We start from the raw sequence: 23,692 nt of genomic DNA on the forward strand, positions 1-23,692 counted from the left end.
CCCTCGGGGCCGGAGAGCGAGTGACGTGTCCGGAATCAAGATCACCGGCGAGAATCGACTCGTTCTGATCTCGGGGCGTGCGCACCCCGAACTGGCCAACCAGATCGCCGCCGAGCTCGGCAGCGAGCTGATCCCGACCGACGCCCGCACCTTCGCCAACGGCGAGCTCTACGCCCGCTTCGACGAGAGCGTCCGTGGATCGGACGCCTTCGTCATCCAGTCCCACTCGGCCCCGATCAACGAATGGCTGATGGAACAGCTGATCATGGTCGACGCGCTGAAGCGGGCTTCGGCCAAGCGCATCACCGTCGTGGCGCCGTTCTACCCGTACGCCCGCCAAGACAAGAAGGGGCGTGGTCGCGAGCCGATCTCGGCTCGTCTCGTCGCCGACCTCTTCAAGGCTGCCGGCGCGCACCGCATCATGAGCGTCGACCTGCACGCCCCGCAGATCCAGGGCTTCTTCGACGGCCCCGTCGACCACCTCTTCGCCATGCCCGTGCTGCTCGAGCACTTCCGCGCCAAGCTCGACAACACGACGCTGACCGTGGTGTCGCCCGACATGGGCCGCGTCCGGGTCGCCGACATCTGGAGCGAGAAGCTCGACGCGCCCCTCGCGATCATCCACAAACGGCGCGACCCGCTGGTGCCGAACCAGGTCACCGTCCACGAGATCGTCGGCGACGTCTCGGGCCGCGTCTGCCTGTTGGTCGACGACCTGATCGACACCGGTCGCACCATCGTCAAGGCCGCCGAGGCGCTCAAGGCCAACGGCGCGATCGGCGTCGTGGTCGCCGCGACCCACGCGGTCTTCAGCGACCCGGCCCCCGAGATCCTCAACAGCGAGTTCATCGATTCGGTCGTCGTCACCGACACCCTGCCGCTCACCGAGCACCAGAAGTTCGACAAGCTCGAGATCCTGCCCATCGCGCCGCTGATCGCCCGCGCCATCCACGAGGTCTTCGACAACGGCTCGGTCACCTCGATGTTCGACGGCGCCGCCTGACCCGCAGGCCACACCGCGCACCAGCCCACGGCCGCAGCACCCCCCGTTCCCGCCCGCCGCACCTCCCGCGTTCTCGTCCGCCGCGCCTCCCGCGTTCTCGTTCGCCGCGCGCCTCCTGCGTTTCCGCCCGCGCGGGCCCGCCTCGCGCACCTGAACCCGGTCCGCCGGGCTCGCCCTCGTGGTCGGCAACTCGGGAGTTCTGTTGCACCGCGCCTCCTGCGGGCCGTCCGGTCGGCTGTTCTGCTGAGTTGTCGGTGCGGGTCGTGCGGGCCGGATGTGGCACGTGCCGGGCTCGCCCTCGTGGTCGGCAACTCGGGAGTTCTGTTGCACCGCGCCTCCTGCGGGCCGTCCGGTCGGCTGTTCTGCTGAGTTGCCGATGCAGGGGCGTCGAGCGGATGCGACGAGCTGCGACCGGACGCGAGACGGGCCTGCCCGTCGCCGCCGGCCGCCGCAACGGCACCGCATCGACGGGCAGGCCCGTCAGAGCCCGGGTGGCGCAGTGGGCGTCCCCGGGCGAGCTCTCAGTGGGTCGACGGCTCCGTCTCGATCTCGGACCGGTCGCCGGACCAGAGGGTGTGGAACGTGCCCTCCTCGTCGACGCGCTGGTAGGTGTGCGCCCCGAAGAAGTCGCGCTGCCCCTGGATGAGCGAGGCGGGCAGGCGTTCGGACGCGAGCGAGTCGTAGTACGACAGTGCCGACGCGAACCCGGGTACGGGGATGCCCGAGAGGGCGGCTTTGGCGACGATGCGGCGCCAGGCCTCCTCGCCGTCGCGGACGGCTGCGGCGAAGTAGTCGTCCTCGAGCAGGGTCGCGATCGACGCGTCCTTCTCGTAGGCGTCGACGATCCGGTTGAGGAACTGCGCGCGGATGATGCAGCCTCCGCGCCAGATCTTGGCGATGGCGCCCTTGTCGATGTCCCAGCCGTATTCGTCGGCGCCGGCGATGATGGCGTCGAAGCCTTGCGCGTAGGCGACGATCTTCGAGGCGTAGAGCGCCTTCTGCACGTCGTCCTCGAAACCGTCGCCGGCCTCCTGGACCACGGGTCGACCCTGCAGGGTCTTCTGCACGGCGGCTCGCTGGGTCGGCTTCGACGACACGGCGCGGGCGAAGACGGCCTCGGCGATGCCGCCGACCGGCACGCCCAACCCGACGCTGTTCTGCACCGTCCAGACGCCCGTGCCCTTCGAACCGGCCTGGTCGACGATCGAGTCGACGAGCGGGCCGTCGGTCTTGGCGTCCGTCTGGCGCAGCACCTCGGCCGTGATCTCGATCAGGTACGACTCGAGCTCGCCCTTGTTCCACTCCTCGAAGACCGAGGCGATGGCGGCGGGCTCGTGGCCGCCGACGCGTCGCAGCAGGTCGTAGGACTCGGCGATGAGCTGCATGTCGGCGTACTCGATGCCGTTGTGGATCATCTTGACGAAGTGGCCCGCGCCGTCGGCGCCGACGTGGGTGACACAGGGTTCGCCCTCGGCCACGGCCGCGATCGACGCCAGGATCGGACCGAGCGTCTCGTAGGCCTCCTTCGAGCCGCCGGGCATGATCGACGGTCCCTTCAAGGCGCCTTCCTCGCCACCCGAGATGCCGGCGCCGACGAAGTTGAGTCCGCGCTCCTTCAAGGCGGCCTCGCGACGTCGCGTGTCCTGGAAGTTCGCGTTGCCGCCGTCGACGATGATGTCGCCCTCGTCGAACGCGTCGGCGAGCTGGTCGATGACGGCGTCGGTGCCGCGACCGGCCTGCACCATGATGATGGCGGTGCGCGGCTTCTGCAGGGAGGCCGCGAAGTCCTCGATCGACTTCGAGGGGATGAACCCCGCGTCGCCGTGCTCGTCCATCAGGGTGTCGGTGCGCTCGGGAGAGCGGTTGTAGACCGCCACCGTGTTGCCCTCGCGGCTGGCGAGGTTGCGCGCCAGGTTCGAGCCCATGACGGCCAGGCCGACGACTCCGATGTTTGCCTGTGGTCCTCCGTGTTCAGCCACGGTGCCTCCTTGTCGGTAGGGAACGGACCGACCATATGCCGCTCGGCCGGGCTGCCGTCCAGGTGCCGCGCCGGAGGTCGTGGGTAGGCTCGCGGGGCACGTGCCGCGATCCGGCGCCCGCCGCCGAGACGACCCCGAGGACACCGTGACCGAAGCAGCTCCCTTCCCGCCCGTCGTCGTGATGGGGGTCTCCGGATCAGGCAAGTCCACCGTGGGCGAGTTGCTAGCCGAGACACTGGGCACCCCGTTCGTCGACGCCGACGACCTGCACCCCGAGGCCAACCGGCTCAAGATGGCCGAGGGGCACCCGCTCGACGACGACGACCGCTGGCCGTGGTTGCGCATCGTCGCCGACCGCATCGCCGAGGCGGGCGACGACTCGGTCGTCGTGGCCTGCTCGTCGTTGAAGAAGGCGTACCGCGACGTCCTGCGCGAGGGTGACCCGCGCCTCCGGTTCGTCCACCTGACGGGCGTGCGCGAGCTCGTCGCGCGTCGGCAGCGAGAGCGCAAGGGTCACTTCATGCCGGCCGGCCTGATGGAGTCGCAGTTCGCCACCCTCGAGCCGCTGACCGACGACGAGGCCGGATTCGAGGTCGACGTGCGCCCCGGGCCCGACGACGTCGTGGCGGCCGTCGTGGCCCACCTCCGAGCGGTGCGGGACGGCGAGCTCGGGCACTGACCCGGCGCCCTCGCGGGCGTCCGAGCCGAGGAGGCGCGGGTTGGCGACACGCCCGGCCGACGTGTAACCTTGGCATTTGAACCTCGGCGAGGGGTGCTCCGGCACCCGTGATCGACGCGGTAGGCAGGCGCTCGGTGCTCAGGCACCACTCGTGCAGCGGTGATCGTCCCTCGGGCGACGCCCCTCGGGTTGCGGGTCCTTCCTCACGCGATGCGCGTTCGAGTTGACACCGACCACACACCCCCGGGCCCTCGCGGGCCCCTGCAAGGAGACGACATGTCCGACCAGAACACCCTCAGCGCCCTCGTGCGCACCAGCTTCGGCAAGGGCGCGGCCCGCAAGATCCGCGCGAAGGACCAGATCCCCGCCGTGATCTACGGCCACGGCACCGACCCCCAGCACGTCACGCTGCCCGGTCACGAGACGATGCTCATCACCCGTCGCGCCAACGCCGTCATCACGCTCGACATCGAGGGCACGAACCAGCTCGCCCTGGTGAAGGACATCCAGCGCGACCCGGTCAAGCAGACCATCGAGCACATCGACCTCATCGTCGTCCGTCAGGGCGAGAAGGTCACCGTCGAGGTGCCCGTGCACGTCGAGGGCGAGTCGGCTCCCGGCACGATCCACGTCGTCGAGCTCAACGCCGTCGAGCTCGAGGTCGAGGCCACGCACATCCCGCAGAACGTCGTCGTCTCGATCGAGGGCCTCGAAGAGGGCGCCCAGGTCTCGGCCGCCGACCTCGTGCTGCCGAAGGGCGCCACCCTGGTCAGCGAGCCCGAGACCCTCGTGCTCGCCGTCTCGGTGCCCCAGCTCGACCTCACGACCGACGCCGTCTCGGACGAGGACGGCGAGGCCGCCGAAGCCGAGGGCGACGTCGAGTCCATCGAGGACGAAGAGCGCTCCGAGTAACACGGCGCACCCGAACACCCTGCCGGCGCAGACCCACTGAGAGAACGACGACCACGACGATGGCACTCGACGACCAGTGGCTCGTGGTCGGGCTCGGCAACCCCGGGCCCGGCTACGCCGGCAACAGGCACAACGTCGGGCAGATGGTGCTGGCCGAACTGGCCGACCGTCTGTCCGCCGGCTTCAAGAACCACCGCACGAACGCGACGGTCGCCGAGGGGCGCACGGCTCCCGGCGGCCCTCGCTTCGTGCTGGCCCGGCCCGCGACGTACATGAACGTCTCGGGCGGTCCGACGCAGGCGTTGCTGCGCTACTACGATCTCGACGTGTCGCGTCTGATCGTCGTCCACGACGAGCTCGACATCGACTTCGACGTCGTGCGGCTCAAACACGGCGGTGGCCACGGTGGTCACAACGGCCTCCGCGACATCATCGCCGCCACGGGTTCGAACGAGTTCACCCGCGTGCGCGTGGGCATCGGTCGTCCGCCCGGCCGTCAACCCGCCGCCGATTTCGTCCTCAAGGACTTCTCCTCCACCGAGCGCAAAGAGCTGCCGTTCCTGCTCGGTGACGCGGCTGACGCCGTCGAGATGATCGCGACCGACGGGCTGACCGCGGCGCAGCTCAGGTTCCACACGGCGAAGAGTTGACCCGTCCCGCCGAGGGCTGACGGCCCAGGCGTGCCACGGGTGTCGCCCACAGCGAACCCCGGCCGCGGTGTCGGTGGTGCCGCGTAACATCGTCCGGGTGATACTCGCGGGCTTGATCCAGGCGCTCTCGCGCGCCTCCACGTTCTCTGCCGCCCTCGACCGGGCCGCACGCAGCACCGACTTCTCCGTCGTCGACGGCCTTCGCGTCCCGTTGCTGGCCGGTCTGCTCGACCGTCGCGAGGGCCCGCAGGCGATGCTGGTCGTGACGGCGACGGGCCGCGAATCCGAGGCCGTCCGGGGGTCGCTCGCCAGCTACCTGCCCGAGGCCGAGGTCATCGAGTTCCCGGCGTGGGAGACCCTGCCGCACGAACGGCTCAGCCCCAGCGCCGAGACGGTCGGCAAGCGCATCCACGCCCTGCGGCGTCTCGCCACCTGGCAGCGTGAGGCCGCCGAGGCGCCGGGCACCGTGCGACCGATCGTGGTCGTCGCCGGCGTGCGCGCGGCTCTGCAGCCGCTCAGCGACAACCTCGTCGAGCTCGACCCCGTGCGGCTCACCGTCGGCGAGCGAGGGCACGATCTCTCGGGCATCGCCGTCCATCTCGTCGACCTGGCATACGCCCGGGTCGACATGGTCACCCGACGGGGCGAGTTCGCCGTCCGTGGCGGCATCCTCGACGTGTTCCCGCCCACGTCCGAGCACCCCGTCCGAGTCGACTTCTTCGGCGACGAGGTCGACCAGATCCGTCGCTTCTCGGTGGCCGACCAGCGCAGCCTCGACGGCGAGGTCACGTCGGTCGAATTGCCGCCGAGCCGTGAGATGCTGCTCACGGAGGCCGTCCGTCAACGTGCGCGTGAGATGCAGCACGAGTTCCCCAGCCTCTCCCAGATGCTGGCCAAGATCGCCGAGGGCATCCCGGTCGAGGGCATGGAGAGCCTGGCTCCCGCGCTCGTGCACCGGCTGGTGCCGGTGACGCACTACCTGCCGGCCGGCGCCTCCATCGCCGTGCTCTCGCCCGAGCGGGTGGTGTCGCGAGCGCAGAGCCTGGCCGAGACGAACCGCGAGTTCCTGTCCGCCGCCTGGAACGCCGCCACCGCCGGTGCCGAGGCCCCGATCGACCTCGACTCGGGTGACTTCCTCAGCCTGCGCGACCTGCGCGAGGCGGCCGGTGACCGGGCCTGGTTCACGATGAGCGGCTTCGACTCCGGCGAGGTCCTCTCCGACGACGAGGCCGTCGCGTCGGCGGGCGACTACGTGCGGGTCGACGCCGCCGTCGTGCCGAGCTTCAGCGGACACGCCGAGGGGGCGCTCGAGCACGTCGTCGAGCGCGTGCGCGACGGCTGGGCGGTCGTCGTCACGGCGCGGGGCATCGGCCTCGTCGAGCGGGCTCGCGACGTCCTCGCCGAACGCGAGGTGGCGGCGCGCCTCGAAGAGGCCCTGCCCGAGACCCTCGAACCGGGCGTCGTCCACCTCGTGGCCGGTGGGGTCGAGGCCGGCTTCGAGCTGATGGAGTCCAAGATCGCCGTTCTCGGCGAGTCCGACTTCTACGGGCGTTCGGCCAACTACGACTCGCGTCAGGTCAAGAAGCTCGCCACCCGGCGCAAGAACGTCGTCGATCCGCTGCAGCTCAAACCGGGCGACGTCGTCGTGCACTCGACCCACGGCATCGGCAAGTTCCTCGAACTGACCAGTCGCGAGGTGTCGAGCGGCGGGAAGAACGCCGTCAAGCACTCCCGCGAGTACCTCGTGCTCGAGTACGCGCCCTCGAAGCGCGGTTACCCCGGCGACAAGCTCTACGTGCCGACCGACCAGCTCGATCTGCTCAGCCGGTACGTGGGCGGCGAGGCCCCGTCGCTCAGCAAGATGGGCGGCGGCGACTGGGCGGCCGCCAAGGGCAAGGCGCGCCGGGCCGTCCGCGACATCGCCGTCGAGCTCGTCAAGTTGTACTCGGCCCGCATGGCGAGCAAGGGCCACGCGTTCCCGCCCGACACCCCGTGGCAGCGCGAGCTCGAAGAGGCGTTCCCCTTCGCCGAGACCCCCGACCAGCTCACGACCATCGACGAGATCAAGGCCGACATGGAGCGTCCGATCCCGATGGACCGCCTGCTCTCCGGCGACGTGGGCTACGGCAAGACCGAGGTCGCCGTCCGGGCGGCGTTCAAGGCCATCCAAGACGGAAAACAGGTCGTGATGCTCGTGCCGACGACGCTGCTCGTGAAGCAGCACTTCGACACGTTCAGCGACCGTTTCGCCGGGTTCCCCGTCCACCTGCGCAGCCTCAGCCGGTTCCAGACGGCCAAAGAGTCCAAAGAGACGATGGCCGGGCTCGCCGACGGCACGGTCGACATGGTCATCGGCACCCACCGACTGCTGAGCGAAAGCCTCTCGTACAAGGACGTCGGCCTCGTGATCATCGACGAAGAGCAACGCTTCGGCGTCGAGCACAAGGACGCCCTCAAGAAGCTCAAGACGAACGTCGACATCCTGGCGATGTCGGCGACCCCGATCCCGCGATCGCTCGAGATGGCCGTCACCGGCATCCGCGAGATGTCCACCCTGGCCACCCCACCTGAGGACCGCCACCCGATCCTCACCTTCGTCGGCCCCGAGAGCGATCGTCAGAAGGCAGCCGCGATCCGGCGAGAACTGCTGCGCGAGGGGCAGGTGTTCTACGTGCACAACCGCGTGGCGAGCATCAACCGCGTCGCGGCCCAGATCGCCGAGCTCGTACCCGAGGCCCGCGTCGCGGTCGCCCACGGGCAGATGGCCGAGTCGACCCTCGAGCAGGTCATGGTCGACTTCTGGGAGCGCAAGTTCGACGTCCTCGTCTCGACCACGATCATCGAGACCGGCCTCGACATCGCCAACGCCAACACGTTGATCATCGATCGGGCCGACAAGTACGGTCTCAGCCAGCTGCACCAGTTGCGCGGTCGAGTGGGCCGCGGCCGTGAACGCGGGTACGCGTACTTCCTCTACGACGCCGACAAGCCGCTCAGCGAGACCGCACAAGACCGGCTCGAGACGATCGCCGCGAACAACGAGCTCGGGGCGGGCATGCAGGTCGCCCTGAAAGACCTCGAGATCCGCGGGGCCGGCAACCTCCTGGGTGGTGAACAGTCCGGGCACATCGCGGGCGTCGGCTTCGACCTGTACCTGCGCATGATCGGCGAGGCCGTCAGTTCGTTCCGCGGGGACGTCGCCGAGGGGCAGACCGAGCTGCGGCTCGAACTGCCCGTCGACGCCCACGTGCCCGAAGAGTACGTCGAGAGCGAGCGCCTGCGCCTCGAGGCGTACCAGAAGCTCTCGACGGCGAGTGCGCCCACGTCGACCGACGACCAGATCGACTCGGTGCTCGACGAGCTCACCGACCGCTATGGCGAGCCGCCCGCACCCGTGCTGGCATTGATCGAGGTCTCCCGCCTGCGTCGCGCGGCCCAGAAGGCGGGTCTCAGCGAGGTCGTCGTCATGGGCAGCAACCTGAGGGTCGCGGGCATCGACCTGCCCGACAGCATGCAGGTCCGTCTGCAGCGCATGTACCCGGGGGCCCGCTGGTTCGCTCAGGCGAACGCCGTCAGCGTGCCGTTGCCACGTGCCCACGGTCAGGCGCCAACCGACGACGAGCTCATCGTCTGGGTCGAGCAGCTGTTGTCGGCGATCTACTCCGCCCCGGTCGCCCGCCCGGCGGCCGACGCGGCCGCGGCGAGCTGACCGTGTCGGCCGGGCGGGCTCAGGGCCCTCGAGACCAGGAGGCGCGGGGCGGCTACGAGCCCGGGGCGGGCGCCCGGCTCGGCGAGCTCGTCGGCGTGGTCGACGCCCTCCTCGCCGACGAGGGCGGGTGCGCCTGGAACCGCGCACAGACTCCTCGGTCCCTCGTGACCTATCTGGTCGAGGAGGCCTACGAGCTCGTCGAGGCGATCGAGCACGGCACCTCGGACGACCTCCGGGAAGAGCTCGGGGACGTGCTCTACCAGGTGGTCTTGCACAGCGCCCTGGCCGCGCGCGCCTCCACGGGGGCGTTCGACCTCGCCGACGTCGTCCGCGACGTCGCCGAGAAGACCGTCCGGAGGCACCCGCACGTGTTCGGGGCCGAGCGCGCCGACGGGGTCGACGACATCGTCCGGCTCTGGTCGGCGGCGAAGGCCGACGAGAAGTCGCGCCGGACGAGCGTCTACGACGGTGTCCCCGTCGGGCAACCGGCGCTCGCCAGGGCGCAGAAGCTCGATTCGCGTCGGGCCGCGGCGGGCTCCGCCCGGCCCGCGGCGGACGGGCCGTCGACCGTGTCGTCAGGTCCGGGCGAGACAGAGGCCCACGCGCCGTCGACCGAGCTCGCCTGGGGCAGGGCGCTGCTCGCCAGGGTCGACGAGGCCACCGATCGGGGCATCGACGCCGAGCGTGCCCTCCGGGCCGCCGTCCGCGAGCGCGAGGCGCTGCTCCGCCGGGACGAGACCGGCCCGACGACGAGAGACGGTGTCGAGCAGGTGCCCCCTCAACCCGAATGAGGGGGCACCCCGGCGTCGCCTGCTCAACCCGAATGAGCGGCGAGGCCGTCGCTCGAGCACCAGGGGCTGGCCCGAAGGCACCGGCCCGGCGGTGACCGAGTGGTGTCCTCAATGTAGAGGATGAGTGTTGACATGTCAAAAACCGACATGTCGGTCGATCTCGTGCTCGCCGGGGTGTCGAACGGTCCGCAGAGGCCTCGATCGACCGGCCGGTCGGCCAGGGCAGACGTCTGTTATGGTCCACTACGACGACGACGACGACGACGGCGGCCGCGCAGGGCGAGTACGACTCGTCGGCACGAAGGAGCGGCAGAATGCCTCGCAAGCCTGATCCCACTCGCAAGCCCGAGTTGCTGGGGCAGATCCTCGAGCACCTCCGCGGTCGTTCCCTCGCCACCGTGTCGTTCCGTACCTTGGCCGAGGCCCTCGGGGTCAGCACCTACGTCTTCGTGTACCACTTCGGCAATCGGGCCGAGCTCATCGCCGAGATCGTCCGCGCGGTCGTCGCTCGCAACGACGGGCTACTCGCCGTTGCGGTCGCCGAGCTCGACCGGGAGGCGTTCGAGAAGCACCTCGCGAAGGTCTGGCACGACGTGTCCACCGAGCGTGGCCGTGATCTGCACCGTCTCGAGCTCGAGGCCGCCCTGCTCGAGACCGTCGCGGGCGAAGCGGACGGAACCGCCCGTGCGACGGTCGGCCGATGGGTCGACCACGTCGCCGCCTGGGTCTCGGCGAACGGCGTCACGCCGGCCGAGGCCAAGGTCTCCGCTCGGGTCTTCGTCGACGCGCTCTTCGGCCTGCAGTACGACGCCATCGTCTCGGGTGACGGACGCCGGGCGTCAGCGGCCTATAAGCAGGCGGTCGAGACCCTCGTCGCACGCCCTCCGCAGCGCTGACCCGTCCGCAGCACCGTCCCTGCCCTGGCGGCGTCACTGTCCTGACGCCGACCCTGCCCTGCTGCTGACCCTGCCCGGCTGCCGACCCCGCTGTTAAGGGTGTCGCGACGGGTGCGCGTCCGGAGGGCGCCCGGGGTGACGGGAGTGGCGGAGCCGGGCCGAGCGCAGAACGCCCGACCCGGCCCGGGGCCCTCACCGCAGGGAAGGGAGGGCCTCGAGGTGTGATCGGCACGCAACCCGATTTGCGCCGATCACTCGTGAGGATCGTAGCGTGGAATGTCACATGTCCGCAAATCGGCGTCCACCGTCGGCGGCTCTGGGATGATGTCTTCATGCCGACCCCCGTCAACCCGCCGCGCGGCATGCGCGACCACCTGCCCGCCGACAAGAGGCGCCGCGAGGGTGTCCTCTCGGTCATCCGAGGCGTCTACCGCTCCTACGGCTTCGACGAGATCGAGACGCCCGTGGTCGAAGAGAGCTCGCGCCTCCATTCGGGTCTCGGGGGCGACAACGAGAAGCAGGTCTTCGCGGTCCTCCGACGGGGCCTCGACCTCGACGACCTGCGGTCGGCCGAGAGCGTCCTCGGTCTGGCCGACCTGGGGCTCCGTTTCGACCTGACGGTGCCGCTCGCCCGCTTCTACGCGTCGCACCGGGCCGAGCTGCCGACGGTCTTCCGCTCCGTCCAGATCGCCCCGGTGTGGCGGGCCGAGCGGCCGCAGAAGGGGCGCTACCGACAGTTCGTCCAGTGCGACATCGACGTCCTTGGCGAGGCCGGGCCCCTGGCCGAGATCGAACTGATCCAGGCCACCACCGCCGTGCTCGAGGCCCTGGGCCTCACCGGGACGACGATCCGGGTGAACGACCGACGCATCCTGCTGGCGATGCTCGCCCACTGGTCCGTGCCCGAGGCGCTCACCGACCAGGCCCTGATCGTCGTCGACAAGCTCGACAAGGTCGGCGTCGACGGCGTCGTGGCCGAGCTGGTCGACCTCGGCGTCACGACTCCCGGCCTCGACGACGCGCTGGCGCAGCTGGCCGACGCCTCGTGGGCCACCGGCGAGGGCGACGACGCTCCCTGGCTCGACCGGGCCGCGTTCGCCGACCTGGTCGCGCTGCGCGACGCGTTGCCGGGTGCGACCCTGCGGTTCGATCCGACGCTCGTCCGTGGCATGGGCTACTACACGGGGACGATCTTCGAGATCGCCCACCCCGACGTGCCCTACTCGCTCGGCGGAGGTGGTCGCTACGACGGCATGATCGGTCGCTTCCTCGGCAGCGAGGTGCCCGCGGCCGGTTTCTCGCTGGGGTTCGAACGTCTCGTCGACCTGGTGACGCTCGCGACCGACGACGACGAGGGGCTGGCGCTGGTCTACGACAAGAAGGTCGAACCGGTCGAGTTGCTCGCCCTCCAGCGTGAACTGTTGGCGGGCGGTGAGCGGCGTGTGCGCCTCGAGAAGAAGGCCAAGAACTTCACCAACCAGCTCGACGGCCTCGCGGCGGCGGGGTTCACCCGTTTCGTCACCGTGCGCGGGGGCGAGTCGGCCGCCGACCTCGAGGTCCGCACGATCGGTTGACCGTGGCCGACGGCTCCTCGCCACGAACCAGGGCAGGAGGCGCGGCTAAGCTGGGCCGCGGACCTCGCGTCCCCAGACGAACGACTACTAAGGAGCTCTCCAGTGGCAGCAATCGACGCCGTAGGCGCCCGCGAAATCCTCGACTCGCGGGGCAACCCCACCGTCGAGGTCGAGGTCTTGCTCGAGGACGGGACGGTGTCGCGTGCGGCCGTTCCCTCGGGCGCATCGACCGGGGCCTTCGAGGCCTACGAGCTGCGTGACGGTGACGAGAGCCGTTACCTGGGCAAGGGCGTGCTCAAGGCCGTCGCCGCCGTCATCGACGAGATCGGCCCCGAGGTCGAGGGTCTCGACGCCACCGACCAGCGCCTCATCGACCAGGCCATGATCGAGCTCGACGGCACCGACAACAAGAAGCGCCTCGGCGCGAACGCCATCCTCGGCGTCTCGCTGGCCGTGGCCCGCGCGGCGGCCGACTCGGCCGACCTGCCCTTGTTCCGTTACCTCGGCGGGCCGAACGCGCACACGCTGCCCGTCCCCATGCTCAACGTGATCAACGGCGGTTCGCACGCCGACAGCAACGTCGACATCCAGGAGTTCATGATCCTGCCGGTCGGGGCCTCCTCGTTCGCCGAGGCGCTCCAGTGGGGTGCCGAGACGTACCACGCCCTCAAGAGCGAGCTCAAGGCCAAGGGTCTCTCGACCGGTCTGGGCGACGAGGGCGGCTTCGCGCCGAACCTCGAGAGCAACCGTGCCGCGCTCGACCTGCTCGTCGAGGCGATCACCAAGGCGGGCTTCACCCCCGGCAAAGACCTCGCCCTCGGCCTCGACGTGGCGTCGAGCGAGTTCTACGCCGACGGCAGCTACACCTTCGAGGGCGAGAAGCGCGACTCGGCCTTCCTCGCGAACTACTACGCCGACCTCGTCGCGTCGTACCCCCTCGTCACCATCGAGGACCCGCTCGACGAAGACGACTGGGAGGGCTGGGCCCACCTCACGAGCGAGATCGGCTCGAAGACGCAGATCGTGGGCGACGACCTGTTCGTCACGAACCCCGAGCGCCTCGCCAAGGGCATCAAGGCCGGCGCCGCCAACTCGATCCTCGTCAAGGTCAACCAGATCGGCACGCTGACCGAATCGCTCGACGCCGTGGCGCTCGCCCAGCGCAGCGGCTACACGACGGTTCTCTCGCACCGCTCCGGCGAGACCGAGGACACCACGATCGCCGACCTCGCCGTCGCGACCGACGCGGGCCAGATCAAGACCGGCGCACCCGCCCGCAGCGAGCGCGTCGCGAAGTACAACCAGCTCCTCCGCATCGAGGAAGAACTCGGCGACGCCGCGGTCTACGCCGGGTACGGCGCCTTCCCGCGCTTCTCCGCCTGACGCGATCCGCGCCTCCTCGGGGCCCGTCCTGCTCGTGCGGGGCGGGCCTCCGTCGTTCCCCAGTGACGTCGTTTAGGCTCGTCGCATGCCCCGTGAGACCTCGAACCGCCGTGTGCCGGTGACCCTGCCGGCCGGCGAGACGCCGACGGGCCACTGGCTGCGCACGATCCGGTTCTCGGGCTTCAGCGTGCTCATGCTGGTGATCCTCGTCATGTTCGTCGTCATCCTCGCGCCCTCGTTGCGCACGTTGATCCAGCAGCAACAACAGATCGCGGCCCTCCAGGACGACGTCCGTCAGCAAGAAGAGTCCGTCGACGAGTTGAAAGAAGACGTGGCGCGGTGGAGCGACCCGGCGTACATCGAGGCGCAGGCCCGGGACCGCCTGCTCTACGTCTACCCCGGCGAGTACAGCTACCTGGTCATGGGCGACGACGCGGCTCCGATCTCGGGCACGGCTCCGGGCACCGGAACGACGATCAGCGACTCGTTGCAGACGCCCCAGGTCGACTGGGTGGCGGCCATGACTGCCTCGGTCCTCGACGCCGGCCTGAGCGACGAACCCGCGACCGAACTCGTCGCCCCCGACATCAGCGGCAGCCAGGTGCCCGCCCCGACCTCCGAGCAGACAGGTGGCACGCCGTGACCACGCCCCCCTTCGATCCCGTGACCGATGACGACGTCCGCGTCGTGACGGCTCAGCTCGGGCGTCCCGCGCGCGACGTGATCGGCATCGCCGCTCGGTGCGTCTGCGGTGCACCCACCGTCGTGGCGACGAAACCGCGCCTGGGCGACGGCACGCCGTTCCCGACGCTCTACTACCTGTGCCACCCCGGTGCCACGGCCGCCGTGTCGACCCTCGAAGCCACCGGCGTGATGGTCGAGTTCACCGGCCTGCTCGAATCGGACCCCGAGTTGCGGGCCCGGTACCAGGCCGCGCACGAGGCCTACCTCGCCGACCGCGAGGGCATCGAGCACGTCGACGAGATCGACCACGTGACGGCGGGCGGTATGCCCGAGCGGATCAAGTGCCTGCACGCCCTGGTCGGCCACGCACTGGCCGCCGGGCCGGGCGTCAATCCGTTCGGCGACCTCGCCCTCGAGCGGGCGGCGTGGAGCCCCGACGTGTGCCGGTGCCCCGACTACCTGGCCGACGACAGCGCCTTCGTCGACGCTCCTGCGCTCGGCGGGGGAGCCTGACGCGCGTGCGCCGTTCCGGTGGGTTCGTGGTGGCGATCGTGCTGGGGGCCCTCGTCGCGGCCGTCGTGCCGGCCTCGGCCGCGACGGCCGACCAGGTCCGTGACGCCGAGTACTGGCTCGCCGACTACGGCGTCCAGCGGGCGTGGCAGACCACGCGGGGCGCAGGGACCACCGTCGCCGTGATCGACACGGGCGTCGACTCCTCCGTCCGCGAGCTGCAGGGCGTCGTCGTCGGCGGCACCGACGTCTCGGGGCTCGGCTCGGCCGACGGTCAGACTCCGGTCGGCGACGACCCGAACCACGGCACCTTGGTGGGGTCGATGGTCGCCGGCCGCGGCACCGGTCCGGGCGACGGTGTGATCGGCGTCGCGCCCGAGGCCGACCTCCTCTCGGTGTCGGTGGGCTTCGGATCATCGGCCGTGGACTCCGACGACCAGATCGCCCGGGCGGTGCGGTGGTCGGTCGACGCGGGGGCCGACGTCATCAACATGTCGTTGACCCGCAACACGCTCGACTGGCCGACCAGCTGGGACGACGCCTTCCTCTACGCCATGGAGCACGACGTCGTCGTCGTCGCGGCGGCCGGCAACCGTGGCAGCGGCACGACCGAAGTGGGCGCCCCGGCGACGATGCCGGGCGTGCTCACCGTCGCCGGGGTGGACCGGCAGGGCACGGCGAGTTTCGACGCGTCGAGTCAGGGCATCACGATCGGCGTGGCCGCCCCGAGCGAGGACCTCGTCGGCGTCGGTCCGGGCGACGTCCACTACAGCTGGAGCGGCACGAGCGGGGCCACGCCCCTCGTCGCGGGCATCGTCGCGCTCGTGCGCAGCGCCCATCCCGAGCTCGGCGCGGCCGACGTCATCAACCGCGTCGTGTCGACGGCGACCCCCAAGGGCTCCTCGACGCCGGACCCTCTGTACGGCTACGGGCTCGTCGACGCCGCGGCGGCCGTGAACGCCTCGGTGCCCGCGGTCGCCGCGAACCCGATGGGCGACCTGGCCGAGTGGATCCGCGTGCACCGACGTGCCGACGTGCCGGCGCCGTCGGCCCCGGCGACCAACCCCACGGACGAGGCCCCCGTCCCGACGCCCGTGCCCGATCCGGGGCAGCCGTTGGCGGTCCTCCTGCCCACCGTCGAGACCATGCGGTCCACGGGCATCCCGTTGATCGTCTTCACGGTCTTCGGCGGAGCCGCCGTCCTCGTCGCCGTCGGAGCCGTCCGCCAGTTCAGGCGCGCGCGGCGCTCGGGGTAAGGTCGTCTGCGACACCCCCATCTCAAGGAGACATTCGCCGTGCCCAAAATCCTCATCGTCGGCGGCGGCTACGCCGGTTTCTACACCGCCTGGAAGCTCGAGAAGTGGCTGCGCGCGGGTGAGGCCGAGGTCACGATCGTCGACCCGTTGCCCTACATGACGTACCAGCCGTTCCTGCCCGAGGTGGCCGCCGGCTCGATCGAGCCGCGCCACGCGGTCGTCGCCCTCCGACGCCACCTCAAGAAGACGAACGTCGTCACGGCCAAGGTGACCGGTGTCGACCACGCCTCGAGGACCGCCACCATCACGCCCGAGGTGGGCGACGCCTGGACGATGCAGTACGACCAGATCGTCATGACGGCCGGTGCCGTGTCGCGCACCTTCCCGATCCCGGGCGTGGCCGACGAGGCGATCGGCCTGAAGACCATCGAAGAGGCCGCCGCGATCCGCGACAAGGTGCTCACGAACTTCCAGAAGGCCGCCAACCTGCCGGCCGGTCCCGAGCGCGACCGGCTCCTCACGGTCGTCGTCATCGGCGGCGGCTTCGCCGGAATCGAGGTGTTCGCCGAACTGCGCAGCTTCGCCAGCGACCTGCTGAAGAACTACCCCGACCTCACCATCGACGACACCCACTTCCACCTCGTCGAGGCCATGGGCCGCATCATGCCCGAGGTGTCGCTCAAGACGAGCCACTGGGTGCTGAAGAACCTCGCGGAACGCGCCGCCACCGTCCACCTCGACACCCAGCTGCAGTCCGCGGTCGGGGGCAAGATCGAGCTCTCGACCGGTGAGTCGTTCGAGTCCGACCTCATCGTCTGGACGGCCGGCGTCATGGCCAACCCGATGGTCCGCGGAACCGACTTCCCGCTCGAGCAGCGCGGTCGCATCACCGTGAAGGCCGACCTGCGCATCGTCGACGGCGACACCGTCGTCCCCGACGCCTGGGCCTGCGGCGACGTCGCGGCCACCCCCGACCTGACCGGCAAGGGCGTGGGCGGATTCTGCGTGCCGAACGCCCAGCACGCCGTCCGCATGGGCAAGCGCCTCGCGAAGAACGTCGTCGCGTCGCTCCGCGGCGAAGGGCTCGTCGACTACAAGCACGAGAACCTCGGGGCCGTCGCCGGCCTCGGCCTCAACGTCGGGGTGTTCCAGAGCGGCAAGTTCGCCATGAAGGGCTTCCCGGCCTGGGCCGCCCACCGCGGGTACCACGGCATGGCGATGCCTTCCTTCGAGCGCAAGTTCCGCGTCGTCGGCGGCTGGTGGAACAACTTGTGGCTGGGGCGCGACATCGTCTCGCTCGACAACCGCGAGCGTCCCCGTGCGGCCTTCGAGGAGTTCGCCTCGCGTCCGAAGCCCGCCGTCGAGACGCCCGCCGAGGCGAGCGCTCCCGCGTCCGTGGGTGCGGGTCAGCCCGTCGGTGAGGCCGGGCCCGCGTACGCGAACCCGGTCGAAGACGACGGAACGGCAAAGAAGGGCACGGCCGAAGGGGGCGAGGCAGCTGCCGAGGCTCCGCGCAAGGCTCCGGCCCGCAAGCCCGCCGCGAAGAAGACGGCCGCCGGCCCGACTGCCGCGACAGACACGGTGCCCGCCTCCGAGTGATCCCCGAGCACGTCCGTGACGCCCGCCCGCTGCCGAGCAGCGTGGCGGGCGTCCGTGTTCTCGTAGGCTGGTCGTCCGGGCCCCCGTAGCCCAATCGGCAGAGGCAGGCGACTTAAAATCGCTTCAGTCAGGGTTCGAGTCCCTGCGGGGGCACCTCCCACCGGCGTGGGCGCGCGGACACCGGACTCGGAGTCGTGTCGACCCGGCGGCGTTCGCGACGACGTGCAGGACGCAGCCTCGCGTGGTCGACCGCGGCCGCGCCTCCTGGCCGCGGCTGCGCCTCCTGACCGCGGCTGCGCCTCCTGGCCGCGCCGCCTCACCCGAGGCTTTCGCGCGCCGGGCCGTCGGGTGTGCCACGTCCCCCCGTCACGTCCCGTGCCGGGTCGGCAACTCAGGAGATCAGCGCGTTGCGGGGGTGATACGCCCCAGGGTTCGGTCGTTCTCCTGAGTTGCCGCCTGCGCCGGCGTCCGGTCCGACCGCCGGGACCGCCGGGGCCGCCGGACGCGCCGGGTCGGCAACTCAGGAGATCGACGCGGACGGCCCTCTGAGAGGCGCGTCCGTCGGTCGTTCTCCTGAGTTGCCGGCGGGTAGTACGGCATCGCGGCAGAGGAGCCCGCGGCAGAGGAGCCCGCGGCAGAGGCATCCCCGGCGAGACGGCGCTCGACGGCAGCTGTCGTCCCCGGGGCAGACGTCGTGCCGGGGCAGGCGTCGTGCCGGGGCAGGCGTTGTGCCGGGGCACGCGTCGAGCCGGGGCCCGCTGTCGAGCGGGTCAGGCGCCGTCCGTGTCCCTCTCGACGAACGACGTCCAGAGCCACACCGCGACGCACAGGCCGGCGGTGACGGTGGCGGCGGCGACGGCCCCTTCGACGGGGAACGACGACGGTCCGCCCGTGAGCACCGCCGCGGCCGCCGCCACGCCGACCACGGTGAGCGCGACGTGCAGCGGTCGCGACCAGGCCCAGATGCGGCGACCCGGCAGCGAGCCCACCGGAACGAGCGCGAGCACGAGTGATCCGAGGCCGGTCAAGCAGACCGTCGCGCTCGTCTCGAGGGCCAGTTCGGTGACGAAGCCCCCGGTGGCAGGCAGGGCCCCGTGGACGGCCCAGGCGCCGGCCGACACGACCGCCAGAACGGCGACCTGGACAAGTGCCGGCATCCCCGCCTCGCGATCGTCCGACTCGCCGGGCCGGCGTCGGGGCGCCGTCGATCCAGGCGTCACGAGACTCCCGACGAGCACCACCCCGAGCACGAGCGGCGGATCGAGGCCGAACAGCCGAGTGACCGCGCAGGCGACCACGGCGACGAGAAGGAGGCGCGGTGACATGCGGACGCGTGCCCCGCGCCCTCGGGATCGCGCCACCAGCAGGGTGGGGACCACGATCGCGAGCACGTTGACGAGAGCGACGCCGATCGCGATCCCGGCGAGGAGGCGCGCGTAGCGGACCTCGTCGTCGAGGCCGGCGGCGAGCCCGACCACGGCGGCTCCGGCGGCGACGGTCAGCGCGGCGGCGACGCGGGGGTCGAGGGTGGCGGTCGAGAACGAGGTCGGGAGTTCTCGGCGGCGGTTCCGCCCCGTGAGTCGGGGTCCACGAGGAGTCAGTCGGCCTGTCAACGCCGTGGCCAACAGACGTGTCGGTGCGACGACGAGCACGACGAACGCGGCCGCGAGGCCGAGGGCGAGAAGCCATCCCGTGCCGGTCATCGCCTGGCCGACGGTGGGCAGGTCGCGACCGAAGGTCGTCGCCGCCGCCCAGCTTCCGGTCGCCGGTGTGGTCGCGCCGGTCGGACCGCCGCCCTCGTCGCCCGGTGTGCCGCCGGAGCCGTCACCGGGCACGGGGGCTGCGGACGCCCCGACGGGCGGCTCGGCCGGAACGGCCGGGTCACCGGTCGCCCCCGGACCCGGGGTCGGTGCTGCAGAGGCAGAAGGAGGCGCGGTCGCGGCGGCCGTCGACGCCACCGTGATCGAGATGCCCGCGCTGGGCGGCCCGACGTTCACCGCAGCGTCGATCTGGGCGGCCTGGACGACGTGTCCTCCCTCGGGGAGGGCGGCGTCGGACGACGTGCAGCGCCACGCGCCACCGGAAACCGTGGCCTGGCAGACCGGGGTGCTGTCGACGTACGCGGTGACCGTGGCGCCGTCCTCTCCCGACCCCGAGAAGATGATCGGTTGCGTGGTGACGCGTTCACCCGCCCGGGGCGCGGTGACGACGGGCGCGGCGGGGGCGTCCCGGTCGATCGTGACGACGACCCCGGTCGAGGTCGCCGACCGGGGCACGGCGGGAACCGAGTCCGAGGACTGCGACGCCGTCACCGTGTACCTGCCCGTCGGCCACGTCGAGGACGGCAGCAGGGCCGACCACGCGCCGGTGCCGTCGGCCGTCGCGGAGACCGGTGCCGCGCCTCCACCGACGGTGACCCGGGCACCGGGGAAGGCGGTGCCCGCGAGCTTGCCGCCGACGGCGGGGCCGCCCTGGACGGTCGGCGGGCCGAGCACCGAGAACGGAGCGCTGACCGCGTCGTCCACCACGGCCGAGTTCGTGACGTCCCGGACCGTCAGCGTCTGGTCGGCGCCGTTCTCGAGCACCACGGGGCACGACCAGGAGGCGCTGCCCGGTTCGTCGGAGGGCAGGGTCACCTCACAGAGGGCGCGGCTGGGCACGCGGGGGTCGAGCACCCTCACGGTGGCCCCGGCCGACCCCGTACCGGCGACCACGACGGCGTTGACGTCTCGGTCGCCGACGTCGCGGATGGTGGGCGCGACCGGGTCGGCGCCTGGTTGGCCGATCGACGGTGCGGGGGTGGGGGTGCGCGCGGGGTCGCCCGCGGCGCGGGCCCCGACACCGACCGACAGCGCGAGCGAGAGACCGAGCACGACGGCAACGAGCGTCGACGACGCACGCCGGGCACGGCGCGCACGTCGTGGCGCGACCACGCGTCGTCCGGCGACGGGCGTCGGCGGGCGCGTGGGATCCAGGGTCGGCGACTCGAACACTGTCACCCATTCAGCACGTTCTCGGGGTACAAGTCAATCCGTTGCGCGGGGGAGTCGCCCCCGCGGCCGCTCGTCGGGGTTCTGCTCCGAGATCACCCTGTGGGCAGGGACCCCACATGCAGCGCATTTATAGTGTGCATCGGACTCCCGACGACCCGATCCAGGTCACGGGCGACCACCCGGCGCCCGCCGTCATCGGTCCACCATCAAGGAGTGACACGTCATGCAACCGGCCACGATCGGCATCCTGGTAGCGGCAGGCATCATCGTCCTGCTCGCGGTCATCATCGGCATCTATTTCTGGGCCACCTACAACTCGTTGGTGACCCTGAAGGTGCGCGTCGACGAGGCGTGGAGCGACATCACGATCCAGCTCAAACGTCGAGCCGATCTGATCCCCAACATCATCGAGGCGGTCAAGGGATACGCCTCGCACGAGTCGTCGGTGTTCCAGAACGTGACGGCGGCCCGTGCCGAGACGATCGGGGCCGGCACGCCGGCCGAGGCGTCCGCCGCCGAGGGGCACATGCAGACCGCGCTGAAGAGCATCTTCGCCGTGGCAGAGGCTTATCCGCAGTTGCAGGCGAGCCAGAACTTCTTGCAGTTGCAGTCCGAGTTGGTCGACACCGAGGACAAGATCCAGGCCGCGCGTCGCTTCTACAACGGTGGCGTGCGCGAGTTCAACACCAAGAACCGCGTGTTCCCCAACTCGCTCTTCGCCAAGCGTCTCGGCTTCACCGAGCGGGACTTCTTCGAGGTGTCCGAACCGTCGGCCATCGCCGAGCCGCCGCGCGTCCAGTTCTGACCCTGCCCGCCTCCCTTTCGAGACCATGTACTCCGCGATCTCGCGCAACAAGCGCAACACGGTCTTCATCGTCCTGATCTTCCTCGTGATCGTCGGGGCGTTGGGCTTCGCCGCGAGCGCCATCTGGAACAACGGGTCGATCGGATTCCTCGTCCTCGGCGGCGCCGCGGTCTACGCGTTGATCCAGTACTTCGCCGCCAGCGGGCAGGCGTTGTCGATGAGCAACGCCCAGCAGGTCGACGGCACGACGGCTCCGCGCCTCTACCGCACCGTCGAGAACCTCAGCATCACCATGGGCATGCCGATGCCCAAGGTCTACGTGGTGGTCGATCCGGCCCCGAACGCGTTCGCCACGGGGCGTGATCCCGACCACGCCGTCGTCGCCGCCACCACGGGGTTGCTCGAGATCATGGACGACGCCGAGCTGCAGGGTGTCATGGCCCACGAGCTCGGCCACGTCAAGAACTACGACATCCGGGTGTCGACGATGGTGTTCGGCCTCGTCGTGGCCGTGGGGTTCCTCGCGGACATCCTGCTGCGCATGTCGTTCTTCAGCGCGTTGACCGGGGGCAACCGCAACTCGAACGGCAACAACGGCGGGGGCGGGGGAAACCCCGTGTTCCTCGTGCTCGGTCTGGCGGCCATGATCATCGCCCCGCTCGCCGCCGCAGGCGTCCAGGCGGCCGTCTCGCGCCAGCGCGAGTACCTGGCCGATGCCACAGGGGCCTTGACGACGCGACACCCCGAGGGCTTGGCCCGGGCCCTCGAGAAGCTCGGTTCGTCCGGTCGGCCCATGCGCCAGCAGAACACCTCGATGTCGCACCTGTGGATCAGTGATCCGATGAAGCCGGGCGTCATGGACCGGCTCTTCAGCACGCACCCTCCGCTCGCCGACCGCGTCCGGCGGCTGCGGCAGAACGCGGACACCTTCTAGTCGACGTCGTCGGTCACGACCTCCGCATCCGCGCGACCGGCCACGGTCGCTCGCAAGGCACCCGCCAGGTCACCGCGGTCGGCGACCTCGATCGTGCCCAACCCTTGCCAGGCCGCGGCGCGGCGCAGGGTCGTCGCCAGCCGTTCGACGTCGATCGGCAGGTCGCGCTCGCGCCAAGCCGACTGCACCCGCAGGACGCCCGCCTGACGGTCGCTCTTCAGATCGACCCGCCCCACGAGTTGATCGTCCTGCAGGACGGGCAGCACGTAGTAACCGTGCACGCGCTTCTCGCGGGGGGTGTAGATCTCGATGCGGTAGCGGAAGCCGAAGAGTCGTTCCGCCCGGGGGCGGTGCCAGACCACGGGGTCGAACGGTGACAGGACGGCGTCCGACCGGAGTCGACGTGGCACGCGAGCGTCCCGGTGCAGCCACGCGGTCGAATCCCAGCCCGGCACGACCACGGGCTCGACGACACCCTCGTCGTGCAGTTCGCGCAGGGCGGGCCCGACGTCGACGGCCTTGAGCCGGAAATAGTCGGCGAGGTCGGAGGCCGTGGCCACTCCGGAGGCGCGGGCCGCGTGGGCGACGAGGCGACGGTGGGCTTCGTGGCGGTCGACGTCGACGGCCAGCACCTCGGCCGAGAGCACCTGCTCGGGGAGGGCGTAGACCCGCTCGAACCGTCGTCGACCCGCGCTGACCAGGGCTCCGGTCCGGAACAGTGATTCGAGGCCGCGTTTGACGTCGCCCCACCCCCACCACGGGCCGGTGCGGTCGGGCTGCGGGAAGACGGCGGCGTCGCCCTCGACCAGGCTGGCCGGCAGCGGCCCCTTGTCACGGATCTCGTGGAGCAACCAGCGTTCCATCCGGGGGCTCGTCGACAACCACGACGAGTCGTCCCCTCGCCATTTCGCGTCGTAGTCGCGCATGCGCCAGCGCAGCAGGGGCCACGTCGACACCGGGATGACGGCCGCCTCGTGGGCCCAGTACTCGACGTACCGGCCGCCGGGGGTGAAGGTGAGGCGGTCGAGGGTCGCGCGGTCGTACGAGCCGAGGCGGGCGAACGCAGGCAGGTAATGGCTGCGCTCGAACACGTTGACCGAGTCGATCTGCAACAGGCCGAGGCGGTCGACGAGGCCGTTCAGCTGGCGCGTACCCGGGCGCACGGGGCCGTCGACGGGGTTGCCGAAGCCCTGGGCCGCGAGGGCGACACGTCGGGCCTGGGCGGGGGAGAGCTGCTGACGGGGCACGCGGACGACTGTAGCGACGGCCACCGACACGCACCGCGCCTCCTGACGTCGCCTCGTCCCCGTCGACACATGCGCCCGGCGGCATGTG

General features: G+C 70.9%; 18 protein-coding genes and 1 tRNA gene. 16 read left to right on the forward strand and 3 right to left on the reverse strand.

Features of this window, described 5'->3' with window-relative positions; all coding sequences use genetic code 11:
* The first annotated feature begins 25 nt into the window (after window positions 1-25).
* Window positions 26-1,003, forward strand: a complete 978-nt coding sequence (locus tag EDF50_RS08875; RefSeq protein WP_056048844.1) for a ribose-phosphate diphosphokinase — start codon at window positions 26-28, stop codon at window positions 1,001-1,003.
* 521 nt (window positions 1,004-1,524) lie between these two features.
* Here EDF50_RS08875 and gndA read toward each other — a convergent pair.
* The gene (gene gndA / locus EDF50_RS08880; protein ID WP_233570519.1) at window positions 1,525-2,928 is read right to left on the reverse strand and encodes an NADP-dependent phosphogluconate dehydrogenase; all 1,404 of its coding nucleotides are present in this window, start codon (window positions 2,926-2,928) and stop codon (window positions 1,525-1,527) included.
* A 199-nt stretch (window positions 2,929-3,127) separates the two neighbouring features.
* Between gndA and EDF50_RS08885 the strand changes: the two genes are divergently transcribed.
* The 13 genes from EDF50_RS08885 (at window position 3,128) to EDF50_RS08945 (ending at window position 17,778) form a co-directional block, all read left to right on the forward strand.
* Window positions 3,128-3,661: a gluconokinase gene (locus EDF50_RS08885; protein WP_233570465.1), complete on the forward strand. Its 534-nt coding sequence runs from the start codon at window positions 3,128-3,130 to the stop codon at window positions 3,659-3,661.
* A gap of 276 nt (window positions 3,662-3,937) precedes the next feature.
* Window positions 3,938-4,573 (forward strand): 50S ribosomal protein L25/general stress protein Ctc, encoded by a 636-nt coding sequence (locus EDF50_RS08890; RefSeq protein ID WP_123519196.1) that lies wholly within the window; start codon window positions 3,938-3,940, stop codon window positions 4,571-4,573.
* A gap of 59 nt (window positions 4,574-4,632) precedes the next feature.
* A complete protein-coding gene (gene pth, locus EDF50_RS08895) occupies window positions 4,633-5,223 on the forward strand; it encodes an aminoacyl-tRNA hydrolase (RefSeq protein ID WP_123519197.1) in 591 nt (196 codons plus the stop codon).
* Between the two features lie 97 nt (window positions 5,224-5,320).
* Window positions 5,321-8,932: a transcription-repair coupling factor gene (mfd, locus tag EDF50_RS08900; RefSeq protein ID WP_123519198.1), complete on the forward strand. Its 3,612-nt coding sequence runs from the start codon at window positions 5,321-5,323 to the stop codon at window positions 8,930-8,932.
* A gap of 2 nt (window positions 8,933-8,934) precedes the next feature.
* Complete coding sequence (locus EDF50_RS08905; protein WP_158612671.1) at window positions 8,935-9,723, forward strand: MazG nucleotide pyrophosphohydrolase domain-containing protein; 789 nt, start codon at window positions 8,935-8,937, stop codon at window positions 9,721-9,723.
* Window positions 9,724-10,037: 314 nt separating this feature from the next.
* Window positions 10,038-10,619 (forward strand): TetR/AcrR family transcriptional regulator, encoded by a 582-nt coding sequence (locus EDF50_RS08910; RefSeq protein ID WP_123519200.1) that lies wholly within the window; start codon window positions 10,038-10,040, stop codon window positions 10,617-10,619.
* 332 nt (window positions 10,620-10,951) lie between these two features.
* Entirely contained in the window at window positions 10,952-12,193 is a 1,242-nt protein-coding gene (hisS, locus tag EDF50_RS08915; RefSeq protein ID WP_123519201.1) for a histidine--tRNA ligase, read from the forward strand.
* 102 nt (window positions 12,194-12,295) lie between these two features.
* Window positions 12,296-13,576 carry a phosphopyruvate hydratase gene (eno, locus tag EDF50_RS08920; RefSeq protein ID WP_123519202.1) on the forward strand — a complete coding sequence of 427 codons (1,281 nt, stop codon included), beginning with the start codon at window positions 12,296-12,298 and terminating at the stop codon, window positions 13,574-13,576.
* Window positions 13,577-13,661: 85 nt separating this feature from the next.
* Window positions 13,662-14,219 (forward strand): septum formation initiator family protein, encoded by a 558-nt coding sequence (locus EDF50_RS08925; RefSeq protein ID WP_123519203.1) that lies wholly within the window; start codon window positions 13,662-13,664, stop codon window positions 14,217-14,219.
* Complete coding sequence (locus tag EDF50_RS08930) at window positions 14,216-14,773, forward strand: DUF501 domain-containing protein (RefSeq protein ID WP_123519204.1); 558 nt, start codon at window positions 14,216-14,218, stop codon at window positions 14,771-14,773. The genes EDF50_RS08925 and EDF50_RS08930 overlap by 4 nt, the downstream gene beginning before the upstream one ends.
* A 5-nt stretch (window positions 14,774-14,778) precedes the next feature.
* Window positions 14,779-16,026 (forward strand): S8 family serine peptidase, encoded by a 1,248-nt coding sequence (locus EDF50_RS08935; protein WP_233570467.1) that lies wholly within the window; start codon window positions 14,779-14,781, stop codon window positions 16,024-16,026.
* A 39-nt stretch (window positions 16,027-16,065) separates the two neighbouring features.
* Window positions 16,066-17,625, forward strand: a complete 1,560-nt coding sequence (locus tag EDF50_RS08940) for an NAD(P)/FAD-dependent oxidoreductase (protein ID WP_123519205.1) — start codon at window positions 16,066-16,068, stop codon at window positions 17,623-17,625.
* A gap of 79 nt (window positions 17,626-17,704) precedes the next feature.
* Window positions 17,705-17,778, forward strand: a tRNA-Leu gene (locus tag EDF50_RS08945).
* A gap of 617 nt (window positions 17,779-18,395) precedes the next feature.
* On the opposite strand, the gene EDF50_RS08950 is transcribed toward EDF50_RS08945, so the two are convergent.
* Window positions 18,396-20,498 (reverse strand): hypothetical protein, encoded by a 2,103-nt coding sequence (locus tag EDF50_RS08950; protein WP_148076798.1) that lies wholly within the window; start codon window positions 20,496-20,498, stop codon window positions 18,396-18,398.
* Window positions 20,499-20,841: 343 nt separating this feature from the next.
* On the opposite strand from EDF50_RS08950, the gene EDF50_RS08955 reads away from it, so the two are divergent.
* Window positions 20,842-21,423, forward strand: coding sequence for a LemA family protein (locus tag EDF50_RS08955; RefSeq protein ID WP_123519207.1), 582 nt, complete (start codon window positions 20,842-20,844; stop codon window positions 21,421-21,423).
* 25 nt (window positions 21,424-21,448) lie between these two features.
* Complete coding sequence (locus EDF50_RS08960) at window positions 21,449-22,357, forward strand: M48 family metalloprotease (RefSeq protein WP_123519208.1); 909 nt, start codon at window positions 21,449-21,451, stop codon at window positions 22,355-22,357.
* Here EDF50_RS08960 and EDF50_RS08965 read toward each other — a convergent pair.
* Window positions 22,354-23,604 carry a winged helix-turn-helix domain-containing protein gene (locus EDF50_RS08965; protein WP_233570469.1) on the reverse strand — a complete coding sequence of 417 codons (1,251 nt, stop codon included), beginning with the start codon at window positions 23,602-23,604 and terminating at the stop codon, window positions 22,354-22,356. The two genes, EDF50_RS08960 and EDF50_RS08965, sit on opposite strands and share 4 nt — an antisense overlap.
* Between the last annotated feature and the right edge of the window lie 88 nt (window positions 23,605-23,692).

The sequence above is a fragment of the Frigoribacterium sp. PhB24 genome (assembly GCF_003755185.1).
Lineage (GTDB): Bacteria > Actinomycetota > Actinomycetes > Actinomycetales > Microbacteriaceae > Frigoribacterium.